Annotated in this window: 22 protein-coding genes; 11 read left to right on the top strand and 11 right to left on the bottom strand. The window is 66.2% G+C overall.

Annotated features, from left to right (window positions below; all coding sequences use genetic code 11):
- Positions 1-28: 28 nt before the first annotated feature.
- Genes IT430_12460 through IT430_12450 form a run of 3 tightly spaced genes read right to left on the bottom strand, consistent with a single transcriptional unit; the run spans position 29 to position 2,597 of the window.
- A complete protein-coding gene (locus IT430_12460; protein ID MCC6908748.1) occupies positions 29-790 on the bottom strand; it encodes an ABC transporter ATP-binding protein in 762 nt (253 codons plus the stop codon).
- Positions 790-1,776, bottom strand: coding sequence for an iron ABC transporter permease (locus IT430_12455; GenBank protein MCC6908747.1), 987 nt, complete (start codon positions 1,774-1,776; stop codon positions 790-792). The genes IT430_12460 and IT430_12455 overlap by 1 nt, the downstream gene beginning before the upstream one ends.
- On the bottom strand, positions 1,773-2,597 hold the full coding sequence (locus IT430_12450) for an ABC transporter substrate-binding protein (protein ID MCC6908746.1): 825 nt from the start codon (positions 2,595-2,597) through the stop codon (positions 1,773-1,775). Before IT430_12450 ends, IT430_12455 begins: the two co-directional genes overlap by 4 nt.
- A 280-nt stretch (positions 2,598-2,877) precedes the next feature.
- On the opposite strand from IT430_12450, the gene rsfS reads away from it, so the two are divergent.
- The 3 genes from rsfS (at position 2,878) to IT430_12435 (ending at position 6,139) form a co-directional block, all read left to right on the top strand.
- A complete protein-coding gene (gene rsfS, locus IT430_12445) occupies positions 2,878-3,282 on the top strand; it encodes a ribosome silencing factor (GenBank protein MCC6908745.1) in 405 nt (134 codons plus the stop codon).
- A gap of 7 nt (positions 3,283-3,289) precedes the next feature.
- Positions 3,290-4,951 carry a HAMP domain-containing histidine kinase gene (locus IT430_12440; GenBank protein MCC6908744.1) on the top strand — a complete coding sequence of 554 codons (1,662 nt, stop codon included), beginning with the start codon at positions 3,290-3,292 and terminating at the stop codon, positions 4,949-4,951.
- A gap of 165 nt (positions 4,952-5,116) precedes the next feature.
- Entirely contained in the window at positions 5,117-6,139 is a 1,023-nt protein-coding gene (locus IT430_12435) for a hypothetical protein (protein ID MCC6908743.1), read from the top strand.
- A 79-nt stretch (positions 6,140-6,218) separates the two neighbouring features.
- Here the strand turns inward: IT430_12435 and IT430_12430 are convergent, their stop codons facing one another.
- The 3 genes from IT430_12430 to IT430_12420 form a co-directional block, all read right to left on the bottom strand.
- Positions 6,219-7,385 carry a hypothetical protein gene (locus IT430_12430; GenBank protein ID MCC6908742.1) on the bottom strand — a complete coding sequence of 389 codons (1,167 nt, stop codon included), beginning with the start codon at positions 7,383-7,385 and terminating at the stop codon, positions 6,219-6,221.
- Positions 7,386-7,480: 95 nt separating this feature from the next.
- A complete protein-coding gene (locus tag IT430_12425) occupies positions 7,481-10,630 on the bottom strand; it encodes a DUF2339 domain-containing protein (protein ID MCC6908741.1) in 3,150 nt (1,049 codons plus the stop codon).
- A 173-nt stretch (positions 10,631-10,803) separates the two neighbouring features.
- Positions 10,804-12,171 (bottom strand): FKBP-type peptidyl-prolyl cis-trans isomerase, encoded by a 1,368-nt coding sequence (locus tag IT430_12420; GenBank protein MCC6908740.1) that lies wholly within the window; start codon positions 12,169-12,171, stop codon positions 10,804-10,806.
- Between the two features lie 244 nt (positions 12,172-12,415).
- Here IT430_12420 and IT430_12415 point away from each other — a divergent pair, with 244 nt between their 5' ends.
- Entirely contained in the window at positions 12,416-14,020 is a 1,605-nt protein-coding gene (locus IT430_12415; protein MCC6908739.1) for an ABC transporter permease, read from the top strand.
- A 10-nt stretch (positions 14,021-14,030) separates the two neighbouring features.
- Positions 14,031-14,729, top strand: a complete 699-nt coding sequence (locus IT430_12410; protein ID MCC6908738.1) for an ABC transporter ATP-binding protein — start codon at positions 14,031-14,033, stop codon at positions 14,727-14,729.
- Positions 14,730-14,768: 39 nt separating this feature from the next.
- Here the strand turns inward: IT430_12410 and IT430_12405 are convergent, their stop codons facing one another.
- Entirely contained in the window at positions 14,769-15,644 is an 876-nt protein-coding gene (locus IT430_12405; protein ID MCC6908737.1) for an HDOD domain-containing protein, read from the bottom strand.
- Between the two features lie 155 nt (positions 15,645-15,799).
- Entirely contained in the window at positions 15,800-17,251 is a 1,452-nt protein-coding gene (locus IT430_12400) for an adenylosuccinate lyase (protein ID MCC6908736.1), read from the bottom strand.
- A 78-nt stretch (positions 17,252-17,329) separates the two neighbouring features.
- Between IT430_12400 and IT430_12395 the strand changes: the two genes are divergently transcribed.
- The 4 genes from IT430_12395 to IT430_12380 all read left to right on the top strand — a co-directional run bounded on the left by IT430_12395 (position 17,330) and on the right by IT430_12380 (position 20,956).
- Complete coding sequence (locus IT430_12395; protein ID MCC6908735.1) at positions 17,330-17,971, top strand: sigma-70 family RNA polymerase sigma factor; 642 nt, start codon at positions 17,330-17,332, stop codon at positions 17,969-17,971.
- A gap of 10 nt (positions 17,972-17,981) precedes the next feature.
- On the top strand, positions 17,982-19,184 hold the full coding sequence (locus IT430_12390) for a hypothetical protein (protein MCC6908734.1): 1,203 nt from the start codon (positions 17,982-17,984) through the stop codon (positions 19,182-19,184).
- 98 nt (positions 19,185-19,282) lie between these two features.
- Positions 19,283-20,380: a redox-regulated ATPase YchF gene (ychF, locus tag IT430_12385; GenBank protein ID MCC6908733.1), complete on the top strand. Its 1,098-nt coding sequence runs from the start codon at positions 19,283-19,285 to the stop codon at positions 20,378-20,380.
- Between the two features lie 126 nt (positions 20,381-20,506).
- Positions 20,507-20,956, top strand: coding sequence for a DUF2203 family protein (locus tag IT430_12380; GenBank protein ID MCC6908732.1), 450 nt, complete (start codon positions 20,507-20,509; stop codon positions 20,954-20,956).
- On the opposite strand, the gene rpmH is transcribed toward IT430_12380, so the two are convergent.
- Positions 20,943-21,077: a 50S ribosomal protein L34 gene (gene rpmH, locus IT430_12375; GenBank protein MCC6908731.1), complete on the bottom strand. Its 135-nt coding sequence runs from the start codon at positions 21,075-21,077 to the stop codon at positions 20,943-20,945. The genes IT430_12380 and rpmH overlap by 14 nt on opposite strands.
- Positions 21,078-21,398: 321 nt before the next feature.
- Here rpmH and rnc point away from each other — a divergent pair, with 321 nt between their 5' ends.
- Entirely contained in the window at positions 21,399-22,163 is a 765-nt protein-coding gene (rnc, locus tag IT430_12370) for a ribonuclease III (GenBank protein ID MCC6908730.1), read from the top strand.
- 97 nt (positions 22,164-22,260) lie between these two features.
- On the opposite strand, the gene IT430_12365 is transcribed toward rnc, so the two are convergent.
- Together IT430_12365 and IT430_12360 are read right to left on the bottom strand one after the other, a co-directional pair.
- Positions 22,261-23,622, bottom strand: coding sequence for a hypothetical protein (locus IT430_12365; protein MCC6908729.1), 1,362 nt, complete (start codon positions 23,620-23,622; stop codon positions 22,261-22,263).
- A gap of 182 nt (positions 23,623-23,804) precedes the next feature.
- The gene (locus tag IT430_12360; protein MCC6908728.1) at positions 23,805-25,298 is read right to left on the bottom strand and encodes a hypothetical protein; all 1,494 of its coding nucleotides are present in this window, start codon (positions 25,296-25,298) and stop codon (positions 23,805-23,807) included.
- A 207-nt stretch (positions 25,299-25,505) separates the two neighbouring features.
- On the opposite strand from IT430_12360, the gene IT430_12355 reads away from it, so the two are divergent.
- Entirely contained in the window at positions 25,506-26,417 is a 912-nt protein-coding gene (locus IT430_12355; GenBank protein MCC6908727.1) for a hypothetical protein, read from the top strand.
- Positions 26,418-26,420 lie beyond the last annotated feature (3 nt).

Genomic DNA, 26,420 nt, shown 5'->3' with positions numbered 1-26,420 from the left:
AGTTGCTCTTCAAGTATAGCGAGTCGGCTCACCTCTCATCGGCCGACTTCACCGAAGGCAGCAGCACGTCGTGCGCCGCTTCGAAGCCGACCCCGTACACGCGTTCGAGCAGTGCCGGCTCGAGTACGTCCGCCGTGGGGCCGGCCGCGACGATGCGGCCTTCGTGCATGACCCAGAGATCGTCGCTGAGCCGCCGGGCCAGGACGAGGTCGTGCACGATCACGACCACCGTTCGGCCGGCGTCCGCGAGGTCGCGCAGGATCCGGCTCGTCTGCTGCACGTGGCGCGGGTCCAGCGCCGCGGTGGGCTCGTCGAGCAGCACGGCGGCCGCAGCGCCGCCGTGCACCTGCGCCAGGGCCCTCGCCAGCGACGCCCGCTGCTGCTGGCCGACGCTCAGCGCGTTGAAGAGGCGATCCGCCTCGCTCGCCAGTTCGCAGCGTTGCAGTGCTTCGCTGATCGCCCGGTCCGAGTGCGGAAGCGCGAAACGGCCAAGTTGCACGACCTCGCGCACGGTGAACGGCGCATCGACGCGCGGCCGCTGGGGGACGTACGCCAGGCGCGACGCCCGCTGCCGCGCCGGCATGGCGGAAAGGCTCTCCCCGTTGAGCGAGACACCGCCGCGCGCTGGCGCCAGCACGCCGGCCATGAGGCGCAGCAGCGTGGATTTGCCTGCCGAGTTCGGTCCAATGATCGCAGTAACGCGACCGCGCGGGGCCTCTGCCGTGCAGTCGTCAACAGCGGGCGGCCGGTGCGGCTCGTAGGCGAACGAGACGTGTTCAACTTTGAGCATCACTGAATCCAGTCCGACTGGCGTCGGCGGAGGAGGTAGATGAACACCGGTCCGCCGATGGCGCTCGTAAGGATGCCGATGGGCAGCAGGCCGCGCGGCTGCGGCAGCCACTTTGCATGCGGGATGAGCTGGACGGCGGTGTCGGCGGCGAGCAGCAGGGAGGCGCCGATGATCGCCGCGCCCGCCAGCAGCGCCGCATGTCGCGGCCCGACGAGCAGCCGCGCCAGATGCGGGGCAATGAGGCCGACGAAACCAATCGGTCCGGCCAGGAGCACCGACATGGCTGTGAGCACCCCGGCGACCGCGAACATCCCCAGGCGCAGCCTGCGGAGATTGACGCCGACGCTCGCCGCTTCGTCGTCGCTCAGCGCCGCGGCGTCAAGCGCCCTGGCCCACAGCAGGCCGGCCGCGAGTCCCATGAGCGCCACGACCACGCCGCCGACGGCCATCGCCGGCGGCGACTCGGGCGCGATGCGTCCCATCATCCAGCGCAGCAGCAGATCGGCATCGCGGCCGAGCATGAACTGCACGAGCATGAGCAGCGCCGAGGCGATTACGCTGATCATCACGCCCACCAGCAGCATCGACATCGGGTCGATCACGCCTCGCCGCAGACTCAGTCGGTAGACCAGCAGCAGCGCCGCACACGAGCCGAGCACCGCCGCGATCGGCGCGCTCAGCCACGCGCCCGCGACGTCGGGTACGAGATCGAGTTCGACCATGCCCACCCCCAGCGACGCGCCCGCAGCCAGGCCGAGAATGTACGGGCTCGCCAGCGCGTTGCGCAGCAGCGACTGCAGCATCACGCCGCTCACCGAGAGGCAGATGCCCACGGCAATGGCACTGGCGACGCTGACGAAACGCAGTTCGCGGATGAGACTGTCCGCTGGCCAGCCGAGCGTGCGACCCACGAGCACGCGCAGCAGCGCCAGGGCCGCAAGCAGGGCCGCGAGAATAACGATTCGACTCGCCGCTCGCCTGCTCATGGCTCGGGCGGCTCCGGCTGGTCCGGGTGTCCCGCGAGGCGCGTAAGAATGCCGCGCATTTCGCCGGCCACTCCGATGACCGATGCCCCCGGCAACTGCGAGTGCGGATGGCGCAGCACCGCCAGGCGACCTGCGCGAACGCAATCGAGATTCAGTCGAGCGACCGAACCCAGCGCACTCTCCGGATGGGCGGCTGTCCAATCGTCCGCGCCCGGCTTGGCAATGATCAGCGCCCAGGGCTGAGCCGCGACGACGCGCTCGAGATCGATTTCCTGCCAGGCGCCGCCCGACAGCGCGTTTTGCGCGCCGAGCGATTCGAGAATGTCGCCGATGTAGCTCCCCGGCCCGTACGCGGACGGCGGATCCGTGAAGTAGAGCACCATGATCGGCCCGAGGCGGTCGGCCACCTCGCGCGGCATGGGCTCGAGCGCTGCGCGCATCTCCGCAATGAGCGCCTCGCCGCGCGCGGCGACGGCCGCGCGCGAGTCGCGCTCAGCGGTGAACGAGAGTCCGGCCGCGAGGTCGCGAACGGCGTGCTCGATATCGGCCACGCCGTCAATCTGGAGGTTGATGAGATTCCAGCCGCGCTGCCGGGCGATCTCCTCGATTCGCGCCGGTGCGCCCTGGCGCGCCGCCTGCAGCACCACGTCGGTCGGCTGCAACTCAATCAGGGCCTCGAGATCGATGCTCGTCAGATCGCCGACGCGCGGCACCGAATCGGGCAACTGCTCCTCCCACGAATCTCGGCCCACGATGCGGTCGCCCAGATCCAGAGCCAGCAGCAGGTCCGTCACCGCCGGGCTGAGACAGACGATGCACATCTGCCGGGGAGTCGGGGCAGGCGGATTGGAGCGCGAGCAGCCGGCCAGGCCCGCGAGGATGGCGATGATCCAGCCCGCGGCGGTCCTGAGCCGATGTTCCCGTGAGACAGGATGGCGTGCATTGGCGGCAAAAATGGCGATGGATCGTACGCTCGCGGCCTGCGGGCAAGAATCTCGCCGGGGAATCGGTAATGAAGTGCTGCCCCATCCGGCAAATGGTGGTATCGTTTGCTGATTGCCGCTGATGCGGAGAGGAGAATCTGGGAGCAATGAGAGCCGAATGAGTAGTCCAACCAACGCAGCAGCCACCGACGCCCGCCACTTTGCCATCGAGGCGGCCCGGCTGCTCGCAGACACGAAGTGCGAAGATGTCGTGGCCCTGGATGTGCGGGGTCTGAGTCAGGTGACGAGTTTCGTGGTCATCGCCACCGGCACCTCTGACCGGCAGATGGCGTCCGTCAGCGAAGATGTCGTCGAACTGGGCGAATCCTCGGGCCACCCGCTCTTTCGCATGAATCGGGAGCGGTCGTCCACCTGGACGGTGGTGGATTTCGTAGATGTGACAATCCATCTCTTCGAGCCCAACGCCCGGGCGTTCTACGATCTCGATCACCTCTGGATGGACGCCCAGGCTGTGCCGTGGAAGCGCAATGGCAAGGCCCCGGCCGGAGGCGATTCGGGCTGAACTACTGATGGCCACCTTCCGATCCTCCGGACTCTCGCTTGCGAACAAGTGCCAACTGCTCTTCGGCCTGGCGGTGGTGCTCATTCTCACCGCGGCGCTGAGCGTGCCGTGGATCCGCATGCAGGAGATGGTGGATGAGGGGCAGTTCGAAGTGGCCAGCCAACTCGCCGACGGCTGGAGCGACGGCCTCTTGCAACTGGCTGAAGTGGTCGCACCGCCGCTGGATGCGCCGCTGCTGCCGCCGCAAACTGCCGGGCAGGCCAGCGAGCCGCCCGACGCGGCGCTGAGCATCCGCTTCGTGCCGCTGGGTGACATCGAGACGGGAGCCGTGCAGGGCGACGCGTTCCTGGCCAATGCGGCCGCAGCCGCTGCCGAATCAGATGAGTACAAGCGCGTGGACCGGCAGAGCGACGGCCCGATCCGCTATCGATACGCGCGAGTGCTGCGCGCCGAGGATGTGCAGAATGTCGCGCTGCCTGAAGCGGCCACATCGGCCGTGGCGCAAACGGTCGCCGCCGCGCCAGAGCCCAACCCGCCCGTCGGGCTGCTGGTCATCGATCGCGATGCCCACTCGGCGGTGCGCGAAGTGTTCGTTAACCGCGCCTACATCCTCGGCTCGGGCGTGATGGCCGGCGCGCTGGCCTTTGGCGTGTTCTACCTCATCACGACGCGCATCATCCTCTCGCCCGTACGCGTACTGCGCGAGACGGCCGAGCGCGTTTCCAAGGGCGAACTCAACATCCGCTCGGACATCCGCACCGGCGACGAATTCGAGGAACTCTCCGAGACGTTCAACCTGATGCTCGCCAATCTCAAGAGCAGCCAGGACCAGTTGCGCCAGATCAACAAGAGCCTGGATCTCAAACTCAACGAACTGGCCGCGTCCAACGTCTTCCTTGAGCAGTCCAACCGCCTCAAGTCGGAGTTCCTCGCCAACGTCTCGCACGAGTTGCGCACGCCGCTCAGTTCGATCCTCGGCTTTGCCGAGGTGATCAAGGAACTCGACGACGAGTCTGAGCAGCCCGATGAGGCGCCGCGGCGCGAGAAGCGCCTGCGCTACGTGCACAACATCATGACCTCCGGGCGCAGCCTGCTCGAACTCATCAACGACCTGCTTGACCTGGCCAAGATCGAAGCCGGCCGGCTCGAAGTCGCGGTTGAGCAGACCAGCGTAGCCGACGTCTGCGAAGGGCTGATGACGCTCGTGCGGCCGCAAGCGGAGCGCAAGGGCATCGAACTCGTCGTGCAGGTCAGCGCGCTGCTTCCGCCGGTTGAAACCGACCCCGGCCGGTTCCAGCAGATCATCTTCAACTTTCTTTCCAACGCGGTGAAGTTCACGCCACCCGGCGGGCGCATCACGCTGAGCGCCGAGCGGCTGCGCACCGCCGAAGCCGGCGACCAGGTGCGGGTGTCGGTGAGCGACACCGGACCGGGCATCAGCCCGGAGGATCAGCAGATCATCTTCGAGAAATTCCGCCAGGTGGACGCGAGCCACACCCGCCGTCATGCGGGCACGGGGCTGGGACTAGCCATCTGCCGCGAGCTGGCGGCGCTGCTGGGCGGCTCGGTGTCGGTCGCCAGCGAACTGGGCGCGGGCTCGACGTTCAGCTTGCTGCTGCCGCTGCGGCTGGAGGTAGACAAGCCCCAGCCGCTCATGCCGACCGGCTGATATCCGCATTCAGGTCGATTCAGGGTGGTTGAGCCATTGACAAGTCCGCCCCGGCGCGTCATACTGCTGAACCTGGCCATCGGGCGCGGCCCGCTGAACCTGGCGCACGGCCACTGTGGCGTCACAGGCCGTGCGGTCGCATCATTCAACGAAGTGGAGGAAGACATGAAACTCAGAATGGGATTGGCTTCGGCTTGTCTCGGGCTCGCAGCCGGCATCGCGCAGGCCGGCACGCTGTACACGATCCGCACCGGCGATGACATGCTTCGCGCGCTCGACACGCAGTCGCTGACGTTCACGGACATCGGTCCGCTGGGCGTGGCGTTCGACTTCGGCGATCTCGGCTACGACCCGAATTCGGGCAAGATGTACATGGTGCAGGGCTTCGCCGGCACCGGGCTGTACACGGTCGATCTCAACAACGGCAGCGCCGCGTTCGTCGGCACGCACGGCTCGCCCGACATGTTCAGCCTCGTCTACGACCCCAATGGCGGCAAGATGTACTGCGGCGAATCCACTCGCAACTTCCGATTCTGCGAGATCAACCTCAGCACGGCTCAACTCTCGGTCATCGGGCCCACCAGCATCGGCATGGACGCGATGACGTACGACCCGAATCAGCAGTTGATCGTCGCCGCGTTCGCTGGCCCCGGGGATCTCTATTCCGTCAACCCGAGCAACGCAAGCACCACGCTGCTCCACGACGGCGCCTTCTTCAACAACTGCGGAATGGCCTACGACGATGACACCGGCCTGTACTGGCTCATCGACTGGAGCGGCAACCTCTACAGCATCGATCCCAACAACGGCTACGCGCGCACGCTCCGCCTTTCGGGCCTGGGCGCGCACGACGGCCTCGCAGCCGTCACCGGCGGCGCGGGTCGCTACACGCTCCGCATTTCCGGGGCCTGCCCCGGCACCCTGACCCTCTCCTGGAACAACGCAACGCCCAGCGTGCAGCAGGGTATCGTCTTCGGACAGAACCAAGGCAGCACCATCATCCCCGGCGGGCCGTGCGCGGGCACGATGCTGGGCGTGCAGGGCAGCGTGCAACTCGTCAACACCGTCGGCACAGGCAGCGGGTCGGGCTCCGTCAACGGACGCGCCGGAACGGCCGCCTGCGGCCACTACCTGCAACTGGTTGAAGCGGGATCCTGCAACACGAGCAACGTCGCGCAGATCCCGTAACGCATCGAGTCGGTTCCATCTCGTTCCAACAGTCGCGGCCCCGCACGTTCGATGCGGGGCCGCTCTTTCTTCCAGCCGATCATTCTGAGGGGCGAGCGCCGGCGAAGGCCGCCACCGTTTCTCCGCCGGTCCATACCCGCAGCACTTCGGCGTCGAAGTCGAGCCAGACCGGCGCGCGGCTGAGCAGCCCCACGCCAATGATCGCATCCACGCGCACATCGGCCATCTCAACAGGCGGCTGCCAGTTCATCTCGACTTGCACATCGTGGAATGATCGATCACCGATGGCGAGAGGCGCTGCGAGCTTCCGCCTTTGCAGCGGTGTCGGCTCTGCGCTTTCCGGCGGTGACGTCAGTGCTTCGCCGCCGACAAGCGGCCACTGCACGCCTTGGCTCAGCCACACGTCGCCGGCGTAGCCCGTGCTCACCAGAGCGGAGTACTCCCGGTCGCCAACTCGGATAGTGATGCGCGGCCACATGCCGCGCGAGATGATGAACACGTGCCGCAGACTCTCGATCGAATCCGCAGTGGCGCCCAGGCGCAGCGGCGTGCTCGTCCAGTGCGCACTCGCCGCCAGCGTATCGATCGCGGCCCGCGAAGGCGGTGAATCAGCCGAGTAGAGTGTGCGGCGGACCACCAGCAGCAACCGGCGGCGCGGCCAGTCGATGATCATGCCTTCGAACGCCGCGATCGCGTCGATGCCCAGTCGCGGCATGGTCTCACCCGTGACGGCGCGGATCGGCACCGGCTCCATCGACACTCCACCCAGACGCAGCCCCCCAAGCGCGCCGGAGAGGAACTCGGCGGGCCCCAGCACACTGCAGGTGCGCTGCAGCCCGATCTCGGCCGACATCCACGCCCGGCACGCGGCGGCGTTGCCTTCGGACAGCAGCAGCGAGCCCTGGGCGGTCGTGTCGAGCAGCAAATCGAGGGAGTGCTCGGCGCCGGGCGCTGTCGGCTCCAGAACAGTCACATTCGTCAACACGATGCGCCCGTCGCGCCACTCGAACGGCAACGACGCCACGCCATGCGGCGCCGAGCCGCGCAGGCGCGCGTTGACGTGCAGTCGAGACGGCTCGCCCTGCGGGTGCTCGATGCTGACTTGGCCCTTCAATGACGAGGGGATGTCGCTTCCGAGTTCAAGCGACTGACCGAGGCCCGCGCGCATCGGCAAGGGCAGCATCGCCGCCACCAGCAGCTGGCCGATGCGTCTGAAGCGAAAGTGGGTACGCGGGCAAGGGGACAACGATCGCTCTCCACGCGAGCAGAATCTCCCCAGCCCCGCTTACTTCGACACTTTGCGGCACAAAGGATCGGAGAATCCGTCCCGGATGGAACGGTTCACGGCGCTTCCGGGTCCGGCTTGGCGTCGCCTGCCGCGTTCCCGAGCAGGCGGGGGGACATCTTGGCATAGGCGATCGAAGTGAGCACGAAAAGCACGCCAATGCTCATGAACGACGCGACGCGGTAGATGTACTGCACGTCGCTCATGTCAACCGCCACGACCTTGATGAGCGTGATGACCAGCAGCGCCAGGCCGGCGTATCGACTCTCGGCGATGCGCCAGGCAAAGCCGTTCACGACGAGTGCGATGCCATACACGCCCCAGTAGATGCTCAGTCCGGTCAGCCGCGCCATGGCGGCATTGGCCAGAGCCGAGGTCTCTGGATTGAAGAAGCGGTCAATCTCCAGCGAGCCCAGCCACAAGCCGATCGCGGCAATGAGCGCCAGCGCCACGTTGAGAAAATCACCGCGCGCATCGATGGCATTGCTGAATCGGCCCTCGCCGCGGCGGTAGCCCATGAGGCGCACGCCGACGCCAAGGCTGATCGCCAGCAGCAGGCCCACGAAGAACTGCAGGTTGAACACGACGGCCGCGCGCCCCCCGCCAACGGCAAAGCGGAAGTAGAGAGTGTCCACCACGAGCCACGCCGCGCAGCACAGCGCCGCCGCCCAGGCGCCGGTCCACATCACGCCCGCCCGCCGGCTGCGCGCGCCGAATACCGCCGTGAACACTCCCGTCAAACCCCAAAGCAGCGTCAGCCACAGTGCGAGCAACTGCCCGGGCGCCCATCGCTCACGCATCGCTTCCCCTTGGCCGTGCTCATAGATGGCCACGGCGCGGTCAATCTCGAAACTGAGCAGGATCATCAGCATCAGACCGATCCCATACAGGACCGGCTCCGAGATTCCGCGGCCGCCGCCGGGCGCGCCGCCCGGGCGGCGCCGATCGATCCACGCGAGCAGGCCGCCGGCCGCCATGATGAGAACGCCCACTCCCGCGGTGGCGTTGAGCACCGGCCACACGGCGATCCAGTCTTCGAGCGACTCCGAGCGGCGGTCGATGAGATCGACGCCGAGCCAGTGCAGCGCTGCGCCCGCGACCATCACGCCGCCCACCTGGAGATAGGGCAAGCGCGTGACGGCGGCTCCAGCGCAAAGCAGCGCCACCGCCCCGGCCAGCCAGGCTGCTGTGACGAGCACGCCGTAATCGCGCAGATCGAGTTGGGTGGCCATGAACCAGAGCGCTGCGGCAATGGCAATGAGCACCGTCGGCGCCGCAAAGGGCAGCACCGTGCCGCGCCGCTCCACGAGCCAGGCGGCGAAGTTGAGCACGACGATGGCGCACAGCGCCACAACCGACCACTGCGAAACGGCAAAGCTGCCCACGGAGAAGGCGCTGTCACCGCTGCCGCTCTGCAGCAGGTCCACCGCCGTCAGCCGCAGCACCGTCAGCAGAGCCAGGCACACGCCCGTGCTGAGATAGGGCAGGCGAATCACCGCAGCGCCGGCTGCGATGAGTGCCGCGGCGCCGAGCAGCCACGCGCCCGCCGCGATCAGGCCGTCGTCAAAATAATCGATCTGCATGGCCAGCACCCAAACCGTGGCCGAGATGACGACCAGTGCCCCCGACGTCCACCGGCGCATCGGGCTTCCGGTCTCCCGCAGCCGCCACGCCGCGAGGTGAAGCGCGGCCAGCGCGCCGAGCACCAGCAGGCCCCATTGAGAAACGTCGATCGGGCCCAGGTTGAACGCCAGGACGCCCGCGCCGCGAAAGAGGTCGATGGACATGAGGCGCAGCACGCCCAGCGCGCCCACGATCAGGCCGAAGCGATCCAGCGCGACGGACCGAACGTGCCGGCCGACTTCGATCGCCGCCAGGCCCATGACCAGCCAGGCGATCGTCATGCCGAAGTCGCGGAACTGCAGGGCCGCAGCGACGACCAGCAGGCTGCCTGCCTGGACCCACAGCGATGCGGCAAGTTTTTCGATGGCAATCTCGGGCCGGCGGCGCAGCGTCTCGATCCCTGGTCCGAACTGCATGGCGATGGCCGCGGCCAGCACGCCCACCCCTGCCGCGAACGCGCCCGTGAGTCCAGCCGGCAGCGTCGTGGTCGTCGTGAGAAGAACGCAGCCGAAGATCGCGTACCACGCCGTGGTGAACAGGCTGATGATGGGATTGCCCAGCGACGACTGTCGGCGGATGGCGGCCCAGACCGCCTCGCCGGTGATCATCATCCACCAGCCCGTGATGAACGAGAGTTCGAGAATGGCGCCGGTCCAGCCCGCGTTGAAGAGCCAGAGCGTGGCCAGCGCGCCGTGCGCGGCGACGGTCACGATGCGCAGCGGACGGAACGGCCGCGGTCGAAGCGCCGACAAGCCCAAACCGATGAGCAGCATCATCGTGAGATAGCCGGGCAGAGCCGCGCGGAACTCTCCCGCGCCGGGAACGAGCAGCGGCGCTGCGTAGCCGGCAATCATGGCGATCACGCCGATGCTGAGCATTTGCGCGCGGAGCGCGGTGCCGATCCCGATGGCCGCCACCATGGCCAGCAGCACGAGCGTCAGCCCCGCCGAGCCGAGCACTTCGAGGCGAAACGCGACAAGCGTGGTCACGTAGAGCGTGCCGAGCCCTGCGCCGAAGAGGCCGACGGACGCGGCGCGACCGATCTTGCGCAGCGCGAACTCGCCGCAGCCGAGTAGGATGGCGCCGAACAGCGCTGAGATGGCGCAACGCGTCGCGATGCTGACGGCGGTGAACCATCCTGCGTCGTAGGCGACCTTGATGAACAGCGCGCAGGCTACCACGATGACCAGGGCGCCGATCCACGCCGCCCCTTTTGCGCCGATCGCCACTTCGAGTGAGCCCCGCTTGTTGGTCGGCTCGCGATGCGGCCGCTGCTGGACCTTGGCGGCGTACGCGGCCGGCTTGTTGGTCGCCGTACGCTGCGGAGGGGCGCCCAGGCTTGCCGTCGCCACGGGCTCGAACGTCACCGCCGGCCGCGTCGGCGGCGGTGGTGGGGGCTTGGGAGATGGCGGGGCGGGAGCGACGATCGCCGGCGGCGCCGGCGCAGGACGCAGCGGCTCGTTTGGCGCTGCGATGTCGGCCTTTCGCTCTACCTCAATCGGGTCAAGGTCGAGCAGGCGCTCAAGGCGGTCGAGCCGCTCCGACAGCCGGCGCAGTTCATCGCTGATGTCGCGTTCGGTCAACGGCCTTGCCCTCGCGTGCCTCGAGCCGACGACGTCTGAACTCTACAGCGTATCCGCGGGAGCGGGCCTGGTCCGGAGAGGTGAAGCCAATCGCGGTGGAATCCCCCAATTGAAAAGCCCGGCACGACGGTGCGGGGCTTTGAATTGACTGTTGATTGAGACCGAACGCGGGCTTATTTCCCGCCACCCTGATCGGCGGCCGTGCCGCCTCCAATATCCGCAGGCTGCTCCGTGCCGATGTCGAGCACGCCCTCTTCGTTTGTGAAATCAAAGAGCGACGGCGTCCAGTCGAGCAGTTCGAGTTCGTAGATGAAGCCGCGATCGTCGGGAATCTGGCGGAAGTCCTGGCCCTTGTCGATGTTGGGGGGGACGATCATCTTGCGCTTGCCACCCTTGCGCATACCCACCAGGCCGCGCTGCCAGACGCTGGGATAGAGGCCGGGCGAATAGTCGATGGGCTGGCCGCCGGGTTTCAGGCTGCTGTCAAAGAGCGTGCCGTCGTCGGCGTTCCACGAGGCAAAGTTCAGCCGCGGCGTCCACGACTTCTTCTCCTCGCCGGGCGGCGTGGCGGGAGGATAGACCTCGCCGTCGCCGATCACGAGATCGACGATCCTGATGCCGTCGCCGATATCCACTTCCTTGGTAGGATCGTGCTCGGTCATCTTGATGGGCGGCGTGACGATGAGGCAGTCCACCATCATCCGCCAGCGGTGTTTCCTGTTCACGTCAACGGCGTCGAGGCCGGCGTTCTGCAGCCGCATCTTGCGATACGCCTCGGGCTCGTCGAATTCGATGATGCGCGTGCCGCCGGGCTGCATGCCGTGGGCGTAGCGCACCCAGTAGCGGTCCGCGTCGCCGGCGACCTGGAGCGGCACGCGGGTGATGGAGGTCGAACCCATCAGTTCGCCGAGGTGGTTGAAGACGTTGATGTGGCAGGTGGCAAACCCGTTTTCATCAAAGGCTTCCCCTTCGCCGAGTTTGAGATCCATCCACGTGCTGCCATCTTTGCCGCGCTTGGCGATGATCGGATCGACCGGAGGGGCGACGGCAAACAGGCCGACCTCGAGGACGATGTCCTTGTCGCCGGGCAGCGGACCCATCCCGCCTTCGGGCATGAGTTCCTTGGGCATGAGGATCTTGCGAAACTCGCTGCGCTTCATCCCCATCATCGCCTTTTCGAGCGCCGGCCACATCTGCGTGCCCGGGATTTTCACCCCGGCGGGCTTGTTGCCCGGCTCGCGCGACGAGTAGAGCAGTTCGCCCTTGGTCGTGAAGCAGTTGAGTTCGAAGGCGATGTCGGTGCCGTCGATGACGTCGGTTCCGTTGCCGGGTCGAAGCACGACGTACTTGAGGCCGCCGCCAAGGTCCACCTCATCCTGGGGCCGGTGCATGGTCATGACCGGCGGGATGAAGCCCTTCATGTCGATCTGGTAGGCGTCGCGACCTTGCGGCTGGGCGAGCGCCGGCGCCGCGGTCGCGCACAGGACCGCTGCCAGCAGGGGCGCGGCAAAACGTCCACATCGGGTAGTGTTGGTGATCAATTCCTGTTCCTCCGTCAACTCGCTATGACGCGGCCGGCCAAGTGCTTCCGGCAGCAGATTGTGGAATGAATCCGAAACAGTAGGGGGGATGCGACTCCCAGTGTAGCCGACTGGCGGCGCGGCCCGATACCGTCATCGACGCCCCGCGCGTGCCGGATGAGGATCGCTACCCCCGCCTGCCGTAGGATTGCGTTCGGACCGGTCAGACGCGTTTATGGGGCCTGTCCCGGGAGTCTCCGCCGCCTTGTATCAGGCCTCGCTCACAAGCCGCTACCTGCTGCGCAAGATCATCCCCCTTCTGGCGATGCTCTCCGTGGCGCTGTGCACCGCCATGGTCATCATCGTCTTTTCGGTGATGAACGGCTTTCTGGATCTGGTTACCCAGGCCGGCCGCAAACTCATCGGCGACGTGGCCATCGACGGCCCCGTCACCGGGTTTGCGTGGTACGAAGAAGTCCTCGACGAACTGCGGCGGCTGAAGTCCGTCGAGGCCGCCTCGCCGATGATCGAGACCTACGGCCTGCTCAAGATGCCCTACAACCAGATCGCCCAGGTCCAGGTCGTCGGCATCGATCCCGAGTCCTACGACGCCGTCACCGGCTACGCCTCGACGCTCTACTGGCGGCCGCTGACCGAAGCGGAGCAGAAGCGGCTGCCCGTCACCGACATCCGCCAAGAGCAGTGGGAGCCGGCGGATTCGCTCCTCGAATGGCGGCGGATTCTGCACGGCTCGCTGCTCAACCCTGAATTCGAGAGCCTCGGACCCATCGGCCCCGAAGGGCTGCGCAACCACACCGCCGAGTGGCAGAATCCGCAAGGCGCCAACGAGGCGCTGCTCAAACGCCTGCAACAGGCGGGACGGAGCCTCAAGACGCCGGCGGGATCGCCCGGACTTGTGCCGGGCATTCGAGTCAGCGTCGTCAACGAGCGCGTCGCCGGCCGATCGTACGACTTCAGGGGCACGTGGTTCATGCCCACGCGCGAGGTGACGCTGACGGTCCTGCCGCTGACGGATGAGGGCGGCGTGCGCAACCCCGAGAGCCGCGTCTTTCCCATCGTGAACGAATTTGCCGTCGAGAGATACGATGTGGATTCGGCCTACGTCTTCGCTCCGGTTGATGTCGTGCAGAAGATGCTCGGCATGCAGCCGGTTCGGGAAACGAGCACGACCGAGTTCGACGAATTCGGCGACCCGCTGCCCACCGGCCGCATGACGCCCGGTCGCGTGACGCGCATCGTCGTCAGGGCCAAACCCGGCGTGGCGCCGGTGCAACTGCGCGAGCAGGTGCAGGAGGTGTACGCGAGGGTTTTCGAGCGACACGTCGGCGAGATGCCGCCGCCCTCGCAGATGGTCATCCGCACGTGGGAAGAGCAGATCGCGCTGTTCATCGGCGCGGTCAAGAACGAGACGGCGCTGGTGATGACGCTGTTTTCAATCATCAGCCTGGTGGCGGTGATTCTTGTGCTCTCGATCTTCTGGACGGTAGTGCAGCAGAAGACGCGCGACATCGGCATCCTCCGGGCCGTGGGCGCTTCGCGCCTGGGAATCACGTGGCTCTTTCTGCTCTATGCCCTCATCCTCGGCATTCTCGGCGCCGCGATCGGCTGCGGGCTCGCGGTGCTGATCGTGCACAACATCAACCCCATTCATCACTTCCTCGGCGAGCAGTTCGGCATCGTCATCTGGGATCCGAAGGTCTACATGTTCGACGAGGTGCCCAACGACGTGAATCCCGTCTTCGCTGCGATGATCATGGCCGCGGGCGTGCTGTTTGCAGTCCTGGGCGGGCTGCTGCCTTCGGTGCGCGCTGCGATGATCGATCCTGTTTCCGCGCTCCGCTACGAGTGAGATCCGTTCCATGACGCACCTGCTCGAAGTCCGCTCGCTTCGCAAGACCTACCGGCTGGGCCGGGTGGATGTGCCGGTGCTCAAGGGCCTCGATTTCGACGTGCACGAAGGCGAGTGGGTCGCCGTGCTGGGCGCTTCAGGCTCGGGCAAATCCACGCTGCTGCACCTGTGCGGCGCCCTCGACCGGCCCGATCGCGACGGCGGCACCGTGCTCTACCGGGAGCAGGACATCAACAAGTGGTCGGCCAAGGCGAAAGACCGCTACCGCAACACCGCCGTGGGATTCGTCTTTCAGTTTTATCACCTGCTGCCAGAGATGAACGTACTGCAGAACACGGCGCTCGCGTCGATGGTGCGTTACGGCCATCTCGGCTACCTCAGCCGGCGCAGCGAGCTGATGAGGCGAGCGACGCAACTGCTCGACGCTTTCGGCCTGAGCAGCCGCGCCCGCCATAAGCCCGGCGAACTTTCCGGAGGCGAGCGCCAGCGCGTCGCCATCGCGCGGGCCCTGATGAACGAACCCGCGCTGCTGCTGGCCGATGAACCCACCGGCAATCTCGATGCCGTCACTGGCGGGCAGATTCTCGACGTGATCGCCGAAACGCACCGCAAGGGTCAGACCATTGTCATGGTCACGCACGACCGCGCCATCGCCGGCCGCGCCGATCGCGTCGTTGAACTCAAGAGCGGCCGCCTGGCCGACTCATAGATCGCCGTCAATCCGGCCCGGCGAGGGTCCGGCTTCCGATCACCCGCCGAGGAACGCGTTGACCTGGTCGATCGCGTCGGGCAGTTGCTCTTCGACGTTCTCGAGTTCGGATTCAGTCAGGCGCAGTTCGTCGAGGATCGCCGCTTCCACCTGCTCGGTCGTCACGTCGGCGGTGAAGCCGACCTGCGACTTCTTGGCCAGCCAGTCCGCGACGTAAACCACGTTGGTGAGCGTGCGCGAAGACGGGTCGAGTTCGAGCGGGCGGTGGTGATAGCCGGTGACGTAGGAAAAACTCTTGGGGAACTTCCAACGCTCGCACAGCGCGCGGCCGAAGTCCTGATGGTTGGCGCCGAGCACTTCGTCTTCGAGGCCGATGAACGGCGCGTTGGCCTGCCCCATGCGCTCGAAAACCTCGATGAGTTTGTGGCGGCCCGCCTGCATCTCGACCATGATGCCCACGTCGTGCAGCAGGCCGGCGAGGAAAGCCTCGTCGGACAGGCCGATCGAGGCGGTGTCCGCGAGCAGTTTCGACGCCGCGGCAACGGCGGTGGAGTGAATCCACAGATCGCGAGCCGAGAAGGTCGGACAGAGTTCTCCGCCTCGGAACAACTTTGCCAGGCTCGTGGCGATGGCGATGTTCTTGACGGCGTTAAGGCCCAGGAGCACGACGGCCCGATTGATCGAGCCGATCTGCCCCGGCAGGCCGTAGAACGCCGAGTTCACGACCTTGAGGATACGGCTGCACAGCGCCGGATCGTTCGTGATCAGTTTGTTGAGGTCCTGCGCCGTCGAACTCGGGTCTTCCACGAGGTCGATGATGCGGAGCGTGACTTCCGGCAGCGTCGCGATGTGGCTGATTTCCGTGACGGCCTTGTTGACGACGGCTTCGCGACTCTCCTGGGTGATGATCGACATCACGCCCTCCCTGGCTTGGGCCTCACTCTGACGTTCAGGATTCGTACACCCTGCGATATCGGCACCACCGCCGCCCGACTTGACCGCACCGGGCGTCAAAGCACCCGATCTGGTGAACGACGGTTATCGAACGATGGGAGTGGCCTGAAATCCGGTCAGACGCGAGGCTCGGCCGGCCCGTGCAGGCTGTCGGCGTATCGCCGGCGGATCGGCTCCACCACCTGCTCGATGAACCGATCCGTTTGCTGCGGGGCCAGGCCGACGTACTGCCCCGGCTGCATGACGCGGTCGAAATCCACCCCCGCAAACGCCGGCTCGGCCCGAAGGCGGTCGATCAGGTCGTTGGCCTTGCCCTCAGCCTTGACCCGCTGCCCGGCGGCCTGGCTATGGGTTCGAATGAGTTCGTGCACTTCCTGCCGGTCGGCGCCGTTGCGGACCGCGGCCATGAGCAGGTTCTCAGTCGCCATGAAGGGCAGTTCGGCCAGCAGGTTTGCCGCGATCACCGGTTCGTGCACGACCAGCCCCGCGGCAACGTTGTGCATGAGATCGAGCGCGCCATCGAGGGCGAGAAAGGTCTCGGGCAATGTCAGCCGCCGATTGGCAGAATCATCGAGCGTGCGCTCCATCCACTGCGTCGCGGCCGTCTGCAGGGCGTTGGCGGGCATCGACATGACGAAGCGCGACAAGGCGCAGATGCGTTCGCAGCGCATCGGATTGCGCTTGTAGGGCATGGCGCTCGACCCCACCTGCGAAGCGCCGAATGGTTCTTCGAGTTCCTTGCGGTTGGCCAGCAGCCGCAGGTCGGTGGCGATCTTGTGCAGCGCCGCGGCGACCACGGCTGCGGCGTTGAGCACCTGCGCATCCACCAGGCGCGGATAGGTCTGGCCCGTGACGGCATACGCTCCCTTGTCGGCGAATCCCATCTTGCTGATCACGAGCCGATCAAGCTCTTCGACTTTTCCGGCATCACCATCGAAGAGCGACAGAAATGACGCCTGGGTTCCCGTGGCGCCTTTGGCGCCTCGAAGGCGCAGCCGGTCGATGCGCACTTCGATCTCATCCAGTGCCAGGGCCAGGTCGTTGGCCCACAGCGTGGCGCGCTTGCCGACAGTGGTCGGCTGCGCCGGCTGGTAGTGGGTAAAACCCAGCGTCGGCAGCGCGCGGTAGCGCAGCGCGAAGCTCCCCAGCGCGTCGATGATGCACGCGATCTTCCCGGCGGTCAGTCGCAGCGCATCGCGCAGGAGAATGATCTCGGTGTTGCAGTTGACGAACTGGCTCGTGGCGCCGAGGTGGATGATCGGCCGCGCCGTGGGCGCGACCTCCCCCAGGGTGTGGATGTGGGCCATGACGTCGTGCCGCAGCCTGGCTTCGTGTTCGGCCGCCCGGGCGAAGTCGATGTCATTGAGGTGGGCCCGCAACTCCGAAACCTGCTCGTCGGTGATCGGCAGGCCGAGTTGCTGCTGGGCTTCGGCCAGGGCGAGCCAGAGCCGCCGCCAGGTGGAATGTTTGCGCTGAGGGCTCCAGATCGCCTGCATTTCCGCCGAGGCATTGCGTGAACCAAGCGGCGAGACGTAGGTCGTGTATGATTCGCTTGAGGGTGAGTTCATGAATCGATTCAGCACCTGCGGTGAGTCAGAGACCGTTCGCGATCGGTCAGGCCATGGTAGGGCGTCGGCGGGAGACAGGTGAGTCCGGAGAACAAGGCCCAACCCGATCCCGAAGCAGATGAAGCCCGCCTGGTCGAGCGCGCACGCGCCGGCGACGCCGCAGCCATGGGTCGGCTTCTCGAGTCGTACCAGCAGCGGGTCTTCAGCCTGTGCAGCCGCATGGTGAATCATCGCGAAGACGCAGCCGACCTGACCCAGGAAGTGCTGACCAAGGTCATTACCGGCCTGAGCGGGTTCGACGGCCGCTCGTCGCTCTCCACCTGGATCTACCGCCTGGCGATGAACACGAGCATCTCGCACCTGCGCAAGCGCCGAACCGCCCGCGCCGGCGGCGGCTCCGTCGTGCAGGGCGGGCTGGATTCCCCCGATTCCGGCGATGCCTGGCCCAAATCTCCCGTCGACCTGGAACCAAGGGCCGATCAGAGCGTCCAAACCAATGAGCAGCGGCGACTGCTCGTCGAAGCCCTGCAGAACTTGGGCGACGAAGCCCGCGCCCTGCTCGTGCTGCGAGACGGCCGGGGTCTCGACTACGAGACCATCGCCGACGTGCTCGATCTGCGGATCGGCACGGTGAAGAGTCGACTGTTTCGCGCCCGCGTGGCGCTGCGCAAGGCCCTGCACGAACTGGAGAAGCCCGCCGTGAGATCCGCCGCGAACTGAAGTGCCCAAAATGCAACGTCCCAGCGCCGGACAATTCGATGAAGCCACGCTGCTCGCCTACGTCGAGCAGACCATGCCGCCTGAGCAGCGAGCGGAGTTCGAAGCGGAGCTGGCGTCTGACACGCGGCTGCTCGCCTCGCTTCGGCTGATGCAGGCGGATTGCCAGGGACTGCGCTCTCTGCCAGAGGAGCAGTCGCCGGAGTCGCTGGTCGCCGACGTCCTCGCCGGGGTCGAGCGCTCGATGCTGATCGAAACCGATCTCATCGCACCGCCAGTCGACATGCGCCGATACCGCGCTTCGCACTGGCAGCGCTATGCCGCGGCGGCGGGCTTCGTTCTTCTGCTGAGCGGCGGCGGGTTCATGCTCTTCAACACGCTGCAGTTCAACTCAAGAGACAACGATTTCGCGCCGGCCCCTCTGGTCATGGATGATCCGGATGACCTGCCCATTCCGGCGGAATCGACGACGGCGCCTGGCGGCTCTACCGATGGTGAGGAGTTGCTCGCGGCCGCGCCGGATGCCCAAGCGGACTCGCACGCGATCGAGTCGTCTGCCGTGGAGTTTGAGCAGGCGCTGGCCGCCGCAGCCGAGCCTGCCGTGATCGCCGCCATGGCGCGCGATTGGCCGACTGACATTGACCTCGCGGCCGACGTGGTGACTGCCGATCCCTCCGCTGCGCTGGAAACTCTTGCCTCGCGGCTGCGCGAGCGCGGTGGCGATCTGATTGTCAACGCGACCTTGAACATTCCCGGCTCGTTCGGTTCGGGGCGCGGCCCTGATCAATTCGCTGGTCGCGATCCCGCCGCCCCGACCGGGGTCGGGCCGGCCGGGAATATCCTCGTGCCGCTGCCGCCCAGCGCCGGCGTGGTCGCCGTGCCTGATGATCGCGTGCCGATCGAAGAGCAGTCGCAGTATGCGGCGCGCGGCTACCAGTTCACCCTCCTGGGCACGCCCACTGACATCCTCAACGTTCTGCGCGAACTCGGTGCCGACCGCTCGCTGCGCATTTCCTGGTCGCGCCGAGGCGCCGGCAGGCTGCTGGTCGATCTCGTCGCGCCGAACCTGCCCGGCGAGACGCAGTGGGATCACGTCATGTTCTGGTGGCTCGATCCTGCGAATCGATTCGACGAGGCGCGTGCTGCCGTAGCCCGCTCGGCGACCGAGCCGTACATCCGCATTCCCGTGCGCCTCATCGCCTCCGAGCGCCGCTGAATCAGGTGAATCCGGCGATCGCCCTTGCGGGGCGTCCTTGCCCGGACGCCTACGATTGCCGCTTTACAACTCTTGAGCAGCGGGGAGCGCGCTTCGCCATGGAAATCGGGATCGTGGGACTGCCCAATGTCGGCAAGAGCGCCCTGTTCAAGGCCATGACGGGCATGCACGTCGAAGTGGCCAACTATCCGTTCACAACGACCAAGGCCGTCCACGGCACAGCGCCCGTGCCTGATCCGCGCCTGGCGCTCATCGGCCGGTACATCAAGACGCGCAAGTTCGTTCCCGCGACGATCGATCTCGTGGACATCCCGGCCATCGTCGCGGGCTCGGCACAGGGCGAGGGCATGGGCAACGCGTTCCTGGAAAACGTGCGCCAGGTCGATGCGCTCGCCCACGTCGTGCGGTGCTTTGACGACCCCGATGTCTCGCACGTCTTTGACACGCTCGATCCGGTGCGCGACGTCCAGGCGGTCGAGACCGAACTGCTCCTGGCCGATCTGCAGGTGCTCGAAGGCGCAATGGACAAGGCCCAGCGGCGGGCGCGGACCGGCGATGCGGCTGGAAAGAGGCGCGTGGAGATCGCCGCCAAGGCGGTCAAGGTGCTCGAAGACGAGCGGCCGCTGCGTACCGCTGAGTGGTCCGCGGAAGAGCTCACTGATCTGCGCTCGCTGGGCATGATCACGTTGCGGCCGGTGCTGTACGTGGCCAACGTGGGCGAAGACGATCTGAGAGGCGAGAGCGAAGCGGTGGCCGCGTTGCGCAAGTGGGTCGATGCGCGGCAGGGCGGGCAGACGCGGATGGTGCTCATCTGCGCGAAACTGGAAGCGGAGATCGCCGAACTGGATGCCGGTGAGAGACAGGAGATGCTCGAGGGCCTGGGTCTGACCGAGCCGGCGCTGGCGGTCCTGGCGCGGGCGCTCTACGACCTGCTCGGGCTTCAGAGCTTTTACACCGCCGGCGAGCCGGAAATCAGGGCCTGGACCATCCGCAAGGGCGAGACGGCGCCCGAAGCTGCCGGCGCCGTGCACAGCGACATCCAGCGGGGCTTCATCCGCTCGGAGACCTACAGCATCGACGACCTCGTGAAGTACGAATCGGAGCAGGCGATTCGCGCAGCCGGCAAGATGCGCTCGGAAGGCAAGTCATACATCATGCGCGATGGCGACGTGTGCCACTTCCTCTTCAACGTTTAGCCAGACCTTCGATCTTGCCCAGATTGGAATCTGCGGCAAACGCGCGAAAAAGCAAGCGATTCGAGCCTTTGCCATTGACGCGCTGGGCTGTCTTGCGGCATAATGTCGCGCGGGAGAGAGGTTGGCATGGGGCGCAGATCGACAAGACGTCACCGCGCGCCTTGGGGCGCGGAACTGGTTCGTGCGAGGCAGGTCTCCGCCGCCTTCGAGCCGCGCCGCTGGTTCAGCCACGATGAGGCGCTGGCGGCTCTGGTCTTTCTGCGCCCGGTCGTCGAGGAAATGCACGGCGCGTTTCAGGCCGCGATGGAATGCCACCGGCTGCTTCGCTGCGCTGTGTTTGCCGAGCACATCGCCCAGCTCGGGGCTCAACAGGACCGCGCCATCGCGCGCTTCGACCGCGCTCTCGACGACGTCGAGTTGACGGGAGCCCAACTGCTCGATGTGAGATCGTTTGCTCTCGGTTTCCCGACGCTGCAGCAAGGGCGCGTGCACCGCCTCGTCTGGTCGCCGAAGGAAATCGGGGCCCTGCGACTGGAGGCGCTCAAAGAGCGCGAGTCGCGCGTCAATAGGTGTTGATGCAGCGGCCGTTGCGGCGCTTGGAATTGATGATGCGGCGACCGGCGCTGGTCTTCATCCGTGCGCGAAATCCGACCTTGCGCAGCTTCTTAATCCGGCTTGTCTTGTGGGGGTAATGCATCGTTGCGACCTGCCTTGGCACCGACCCCGCTCGGGGCCGGAAGTGTTCGATTCCACCTGCACCCGGCGCGGCCGGGGGGACTGGCAGTATAGATTCAATCCTCGCCGCAGGCCAGCCGATGCATTTTAGAGCGTGCCGTGGGGGCAGCGGGACTGCCCGGCCCCACAGGGCTAGCCTTTCTGGTCCGATCGGGGCATCTGCTCATGCCAGCCTGCCACGTCTATGAGGCTGGCACGATCACCTGCCCGGTCGTCCAGGCCGCTTCGGCGGTTTCAACCGGTGCCCGGCGACCGCCCTTGGCGGCCGCCCGAGGGAAGTTCCATGGACGAGCAGGTGCGCGAGCAGGCTGAGGCCATACTCGAATATCGCTTCAAGGACCCGTCGATTCTCGAATCGGCTCTGACCCATGCATCGGTCGCCGACTGCCGCCTGGCGAGCAACGAACGCATGGAGTTTTTCGGCGATTCGGTGCTCGGCATGGTGGTGTGCGAGTATCTCTACCACCGCTACCCCGACTACTTGGAAGGCGACCTGACGAAGATCAAGTCCGCGGCGGTGTCGCGGCGCAGTTGTGCCAACGTAGCGCGGGCGCTGGGGCTCGATGCGCTGCTCGTCACCGGCAAGGGCATGGGCGGGCCGTGCGATCTGCCTCGCTCGCTCTCGGCGGCGGTGCTCGAGACGCTCGTCGCCGCGATCTACCTCGATGGGGGACTGGAGCCGGCGCGAGACTTCATCCTGCGGCACCTGAGCGAACCTATCGAATCCGCCGCGAACAGCGGGCACCACGAGAATTTTAAATCGGTGCTTCAGCAGCATGCGCAGCGGCGCTACGGCCACTCGGCCACCTACGTCCTCCTCGACGAGAAGGGGCCCGATCACGCCAAGTGCTTTGAGGTCTGCGTCGAGATCGATGGCCGCCGCTTCCCGTCCTGCTGGTGCCCGAGCAAGAAGCAGGCCGAACAGCGAGCGGCGCTCAACGCGCTGCTGGAGATGGGTGTGGCTCGTATCGACGAGGAGACCGAGGAGCCGTACCTGGTGGCCGAAGAGGAGACTGCCGATCGCCTTTCGGGCCCGGCGGCTACCTGAATTCCGCGGGGCGAACCCCTCCCCGTCGCAAAGGACAGGGCCTTGGGATCCGCCCAAGGCCCCGCGGGATTGAGAGATGTCCTTGCTCGCTCGGCTGTCAGTTGCCGTCTCGCTCCCTCTGGAAGCGTTCCCGCATTTCACGGCGCTGTTCGTCGGTCATGCGGCCGCCGAATTCGCCGCGCTCGCGACTGGGGTTCGCTTCGGGCTTGGGAGCGGCGGCCAGCTGTTCGGGGGAAAGCAAGGCCGCGATCGAGTCGAGCGTTCGCGACACGAGATCGCTCTTTTGCTGCATGAGTTCGACCCGCGGATCGGCCTGACCCTCGCCGCCGGCGCCTCCCGGGCCGCCAAAGCCGCCTCGCCCGCGCGGATCCTGGCCGCCTTGCGCGAACCCGCCGCGGTTAAACCCGCCCTGAGCCATCATCTTGATCCGCTCGTACATCCGCTGCTGGTCTTCCAGTTCCTGCTTCTTCTGGAGATCGGCCAACTGCCGATTGATCACTTCCGACTGCGCCTGGAAGTCGCTTGCAATGGCCTCGACGGCGCCAAGCTGCGATTCGTTGAGTGCGCCGGACTCGCGCACCGTCTCAATGTAGCGGTCCGCCTGCGTCGGCGAGTAGATGCGGCGGAAACAGCGCTGTCGATACTCGAGTTCGAGCGCGCGGGCCTTGTCCGGATCGAGGCTCGACGCGAGCACCTGAACGTACCGGTCATTGACGTCCCGCACCTGCGCCCGGAGGCGCTGCAGGTTCTTGAACTTCGAATCGAGCTGCTCGATGTCGGTCTTGCCCTCGAGAACCGAAGAGGTGAGGTCCGTCATGTCAGAGACTGCCCGATCGCGGTTGGTCAGCGCCGGATCGAGTTCGATGGCGTAGGCGTCGAGGATCGGGCTGAGGTTGGTCTGCGCGGTTTCGTCCAGTTCCAACTCTTCGACGAGTTCGAACAGATCGATGTTCTCGCCGGCGAGCGCGCCGACCTGGCCACCACCCCGCAGCGAACTGCGCCGGCGCCAGTCGCGTTCGTAGCCGGGCCACAGCTTGAGTTGATCTTCCGTGAGGACCGCCTTGACGTCGCCAAAGAACGACTGTTCAAGAGCCTTACCCTGCGCCTGCCACTCGCGGGCGAACGTAATGCCGGTGGAAGCGGCGGACTGCCAGTCACCCGAATCGCGCATCTCCTGGAACGCATCGCGCACGCGCTGGCGCGACTCGTCGGACGCAGCTTCATACGCGTCGCGGAAGCCGTCGTAGAGAGCATCGACAAGGGAGATCTGGCTGTCATCCAGTTGGAACGTCGCGACCATGCGATCAATCTCGCCGTCGTTGATTGCCGTGCGGAAGTCGGCTCCGCCGCGACCGCCGAACTGAGCCCGAGCCGCGCTCGTGGCCACCGCGATCGCCAGCGCGGCGATGCCCGCGCGACCCCATCCGCCAAGCCGTGATGTCCATGAAGAGCGTCTCATCTGCCTTCCTTTCGCTGGCCAGACCACGATCGGCGACGCGGCAACAGCCGGCCGCCGCACCCGGGGTTGAGTGCCCGCAGGTTGTACCGGTGCAACGAACAGCGGTTGGCGCTATTGCCCAACTACACGGCAGGATCCGGGAACTGGTTCTCTCTCGCCGGGTTCGCAATCCCGGCGGGCAATCAATTGTCGTCGGAAGATGGACTCAGCGTGATGGTGATCGACTCGCCGCCCTCGCCCGTCGCCTCGATGACGGCATTCTCCAACGCCTTTTCAACCTGCCGGCGCATCCGCTCCTCGGGCGCAAGTTGCTGCCCTTGATCGGGCTTCGGCGCGAGCGCCAGCTGTTCAGGCGTGAGCAGGGCCGCCACGGCGTCGATCGTGCGGGCCACGAGTTCGCGCTTGGACTTGTTCAGCTTGCCGCGCGGCGTGTCATCTTCCGGTTCGGAAGGGCCAAACGAGAAGGCCGTCTGCTCCGGCGCGAGATGAACCGCGCCTCCTTCGACGGCACCGCCGTCTCCCGCGATCACGAACATTGCCACGGCGTGCTCTTCTTCGCCGGAAACTCCAGAGGCTGCCGGCGGAGGCGGAGGAGGAGGCGGAAGCATCGCGAGGTCGCCGCCGAAGAAGAAGCCCTGATCTTCGCTCTCTTCTTCACTCTGGCGGATGACCGCGGCCAACTGGTCGTTGATCCCACTCACCTGCCGGGTGTAGTCGGACTTGATGTTCGCCAGCGCCTGCGACTGCTCTCCGGTCAGCGTCTCCAGAGACTCGACGGTTTTGATATATCGATCGGCCGCAGTGGGGCGGTAGACGCGGGGGAAACAGCGCTGCTTGTAGAGCGTCATGAACTGTTGCGCTTCATCGCCGCTCATCCGGCCGCAGAACAGCGCCACGTATCGCCCGTTGAGGTCGCGCACCGCGATGCGCCGCTCATGCACGCGGGTCTGCTGCTCTTTAACCGCTTCAAAGTCGATGGAGCCGAAGTCGCCTTCGGTCTTGGGGGCCGAAGCCTTCTCCAGGGATTCGATCGCTCGCGACCGCTCGGTGAGCGCCGAATCCATTTCCTCGGCATAGAGCGAAGAAACAGGCTGAATCTGAGCGAGCGATTCATGTGGAATCTCTATCGCTTCCGCCACGTCAATCAGATCAACGCCTTCTCCGCTCAGCTGCGACTGGGACGCCAGCAGCGTGCGGCGGCGGCGATCGCGCTCGAAGCGCGGCCACGCGGCCATCTGATCGTCGGACACCAGACCCTTGACGCTGGCGAAGAAGTCGGTCTCCAGTCGCACGCTCTCGGCTTCCCATTGCTTCTGGAGCTGCTGCGTCTTCTTGCCCATGCCGGTCCAGTCATTGGAAGCGCGGCTGGCTTCGAACGCCGCCTGCACGCGCTCCTTGTGGGCTGTGGTGGCATCGTTCCACGCGGCGCGGTGGCCGTCGTAGAGCGCTTTGACCAACGCCTCCTGATCGCCGTCCAAATTGAGCGTCTCGACGAGCGAGCGGACATCGACCTCGTTGATGCCGCCGGCGGAGTTGTCAACCCGGGAACTCGTGGTGAACCGCATGACCTGGGCGCTCGCGGGAGCGGGGCAGGCGACGGCAAACGCCCCTGCCAGCACGAGAGCACCGGCAGCCGAACCTAACACCATGTGTGCAAACGAGTTGAACGTACGCATGGGGACTCTCCATTCGGGGGGGACGGGCGGGCGCAATGCGGCAGGAAAGCCGGCGCCAGACCACCGGGACGCACGAGCCCGGCGCATCAGGCGAAAATCCGACGGAAAACAACAGTGCGGCCCGCCGACTCCCAAGAACATGGCAATGATATCAGCCGGGGTCCGCGGGCGGTTGCTCACGCCGGCCAATCTGAAGGAGACGAATCCATGTTGTCCATTCCCTCGCGCGCTGTTGTGGCCGCGGCGATGACGGCCGCCCTGTGCATGTCCGGGTGCGTTGAACTGGCGGGCTTTCGATCAAAGGGTCAGCAGACCATCACCGCGAGGCACGTTCCTGACGCCGCGCTGCACGTCGCCAATGAAAACGGCTCGGTCAGCGTAAACGCTGATGAAGCCGCCGGACAGGTCACCGTCATCGCCTCCATCACCGCGATGGGAGACACGCAGGAAGAGGCCGACGAGCGCCTTGCGGGCGTCGAAATCGTCGCCGAGCGCCTGCCTGACGGCGTGCTTTCGGTTCGCTCGGTCTTCCCCGGCGGGCGCCGACCGAGCGATTCCTGCGCTCTTGAGATCAGCCTGCCCGATCTGAACGGTGTTACGGTCGAGACTTCTAACGGCGGCGTGACGCTTACGGGTCTGGGCGGCGATGCCGACGTGCACACGAGCAACGGCAGCGTACGCGTGCGCGACCAGGGCGGCAGCGCGCGCATTCGCACATCAAACGGCCGCATCGAAGTCATCGACGCCGCGGGTGCCATTGACGCGCGCAGTTCCAACGGCTCGGTCGAGATCGCCGGAATGGCAGATGCGGCGACCGTCGAAACATCCAACGGGCGCGTCACCTGTCGCGCCGCAGGCAGCGCCGCCGGGCCCATCCGCATCAAGACTTCCAACGGTTCGGTATCACTGACCGTCCCGGCCGGCCTCGGCGGGGTCATCACCGCCTCGACCTCCAATGGAAGCGTGACCGTCCACGGGCCGAGCGCTGCCGTAGAGGGCAGCAAGACCCGGCGGACCATCCGCCTCTCGGGTCCCGGTTCGGAATCCAGCATCGAGACATCCAACGGCGGCGTCAGCGTCACGATCGAAGAGACTCCGGCCGACCAGCCGCGCCGATGAGGC

The organism is Phycisphaerales bacterium (assembly GCA_020852515.1).
Lineage (GTDB): Bacteria > Planctomycetota > Phycisphaerae > Phycisphaerales > UBA5793 > UBA5793.
The sequence above is the reverse complement of the archived record's forward strand: the minus strand, read 5'-3'. Positions and strand labels throughout refer to the sequence as shown.

Excerpts from the sequence above, each read along its gene's own strand:
- IT430_12450 (MCC6908746.1), bottom strand. The coding sequence starts at position 2,597 with ATGTGCATCGTCTGTCTCAGCCCGGCGGTGACGGACCTGCTGCTGGCT.
- IT430_12455 (MCC6908747.1), bottom strand. The coding sequence starts at position 1,776 with ATGAGCAGGCGAGCGGCGAGTCGAATCGTTATTCTCGCGGCCCTGCTT.
- IT430_12460 (MCC6908748.1), bottom strand. The coding sequence starts at position 790 with ATGCTCAAAGTTGAACACGTCTCGTTCGCCTACGAGCCGCACCGGCCG.
- IT430_12400 (MCC6908736.1), bottom strand. The coding sequence starts at position 17,251 with ATGAACTCACCCTCAAGCGAATCATACACGACCTACGTCTCGCCGCTT.
- IT430_12410 (MCC6908738.1), top strand. The coding sequence starts at position 14,031 with ATGACGCACCTGCTCGAAGTCCGCTCGCTTCGCAAGACCTACCGGCTG.
- IT430_12355 (MCC6908727.1), top strand. The coding sequence starts at position 25,506 with ATGTTGTCCATTCCCTCGCGCGCTGTTGTGGCCGCGGCGATGACGGCC.
- rnc (MCC6908730.1), top strand. The coding sequence starts at position 21,399 with ATGGACGAGCAGGTGCGCGAGCAGGCTGAGGCCATACTCGAATATCGC.
- IT430_12365 (MCC6908729.1), bottom strand. The coding sequence starts at position 23,622 with ATGAGACGCTCTTCATGGACATCACGGCTTGGCGGATGGGGTCGCGCG.
- IT430_12390 (MCC6908734.1), top strand. The coding sequence starts at position 17,982 with ATGCAACGTCCCAGCGCCGGACAATTCGATGAAGCCACGCTGCTCGCC.
- IT430_12380 (MCC6908732.1), top strand. The coding sequence starts at position 20,507 with ATGGGGCGCAGATCGACAAGACGTCACCGCGCGCCTTGGGGCGCGGAA.
- IT430_12435 (MCC6908743.1), top strand. The coding sequence starts at position 5,117 with ATGAAACTCAGAATGGGATTGGCTTCGGCTTGTCTCGGGCTCGCAGCC.
- IT430_12360 (MCC6908728.1), bottom strand. The coding sequence starts at position 25,298 with ATGCGTACGTTCAACTCGTTTGCACACATGGTGTTAGGTTCGGCTGCC.
- IT430_12440 (MCC6908744.1), top strand. The coding sequence starts at position 3,290 with ATGGCCACCTTCCGATCCTCCGGACTCTCGCTTGCGAACAAGTGCCAA.
- rsfS (MCC6908745.1), top strand. The coding sequence starts at position 2,878 with ATGAGTAGTCCAACCAACGCAGCAGCCACCGACGCCCGCCACTTTGCC.
- ychF (MCC6908733.1), top strand. The coding sequence starts at position 19,283 with ATGGAAATCGGGATCGTGGGACTGCCCAATGTCGGCAAGAGCGCCCTG.
- IT430_12405 (MCC6908737.1), bottom strand. The coding sequence starts at position 15,644 with ATGTCGATCATCACCCAGGAGAGTCGCGAAGCCGTCGTCAACAAGGCC.
- rpmH (MCC6908731.1), bottom strand. The coding sequence starts at position 21,077 with ATGCATTACCCCCACAAGACAAGCCGGATTAAGAAGCTGCGCAAGGTC.